Annotated in this window: 3 protein-coding genes; 2 read left to right on the forward strand and 1 reads right to left on the reverse strand. The window is 67.3% G+C overall.

Features of this window, described 5'->3' with window-relative positions:
- Positions 1–247 (forward strand): transposase (locus AB0J68_RS32335; RefSeq protein ID WP_363942710.1); only part of this gene is annotated, 247 nt, incomplete at its 5' end.
- 15 nt (positions 248–262) lie between these two features.
- Here the strand turns inward: AB0J68_RS32335 and AB0J68_RS32340 are convergent.
- A complete protein-coding gene (locus AB0J68_RS32340) occupies positions 263–505 on the reverse strand; it encodes a hypothetical protein (protein WP_363942713.1) in 243 nt (80 codons plus the stop codon).
- Between the two features lie 310 nt (positions 506–815).
- Between AB0J68_RS32340 and AB0J68_RS32345 the strand changes: the two genes are divergently transcribed.
- Positions 816–944 carry a hypothetical protein gene (locus AB0J68_RS32345; protein WP_363942715.1) on the forward strand — a complete coding sequence of 43 codons (129 nt, stop codon included), beginning with the start codon at positions 816–818 and terminating at the stop codon, positions 942–944.
- Positions 945–1,219 lie beyond the last annotated feature (275 nt).

Consider the following 1,219-nt stretch of genomic DNA (forward strand, 5'->3'; position numbering starts at 1 on the left):
CAGCACGTCGGGGCGTTTGCGTGGCCGGCCGGGTCCGGGCTCGTTGATCCGGATCGCGTCGAGCAGGGCCAGGAGTTGTGGGTTGTCGCCGGCCTTCGACAAGGCGACCTACCGCAAGCGCAACGTCGTGGAACGCTGCTTCAACCGGCTCAAGCAGTGGCGCGACCTGGCCACCCGATACGCCAAACGCGCATCCCTCTACCGATCCAGCCTGGTCCTCATCGCCGCCATCATCTGGCTCCGATGACCCCGATGACTCGCCTCAAGCAGGGACCTGCGCCGAGCTGACGAACCATGAACCCGATTCGACATCGATGGGCTCGTCAACCCAAGGCTGCACGATGGCGGCGATCTCCGCTGTCATGAGCCACACGTCCACGACGCACCCGTCGGGCGTCACCTCGACATGCGCGCGCAGCGGCTCGATGACCTCTGATGGCAGATCCCATGCGCGTTCGAGGAGATCGTCCATGCCGAACTTCTCCACCATGTTGACCACAACCACGGCGAGACTCTAGCCAAGACGTCTGCCACGGGTTCCATGATCGACAGGACAGGCCCTAGGCCGCGTCTTCAAAGGTTTACAACGATTGGAGTAGCGCGGCGATAGTGACGGTGGCCTGGAACGAGGTCGCGGTCTTGTCGTAGCGGCGGGGCCCCGGCGGATGCGGGCCTGGCAGACCGATCCGTCCGCGCCGCCCGTGGTGTTGCTGCGCTCCCCGGCGGAGCTGGACGTCTGGCTGAGCGGGCTGCCCCGTCAGTGAGGACGGGCGGATCCTCGCCTCCTGACGGCCGCCGAACTGAGAGGACCGAGGATGAACTCGACGGAGACACCGGTACGCGACCAGGTCACCGCCTTGCTGCACGGCTACGCGCGGGCCGTCGAGGCCGGCGACATCGGCGCCGTTGCCGCGAGCTACAGCCGAGGCGTACATCGAGGGTGACCCGGGCAGGGCGGCGGTCGTCATCAACGACGCCGGGCACCGGGCCGTTCTCGACGAACGCCGCACGGCGATGACCGAGCAGTTTGGTCTGACCGTTCTGGACGTTCTCGATCTCGCACCGGGGGTACGTCCTCGTACCGACCGAGTGGACGTTGGACTTCGCGCCGCCGCAGGGCAAGGCCGGCAGCCCGCGGTTCGCACAGACCTACATGGTGCCCTGCGACGGCGACCGGCCACGGATCCTGCTCGACCTCCCGCACGAGCGCGAGGACGAC

The sequence above is a fragment of the Micromonospora sp. NPDC049580 genome (assembly GCF_040675595.1).
In the GTDB taxonomy this organism is placed as follows: Bacteria; Actinomycetota; Actinomycetes; order Mycobacteriales; family Micromonosporaceae; genus Micromonospora.

What these genes read in the sequence shown, in the direction of transcription:
- AB0J68_RS32345 (WP_363942715.1), top strand. Translation starts at nt 816, where the DNA reads ATGAACTCGACGGAGACACCGGTACGCGACCAGGTCACCGCCTTGCTG.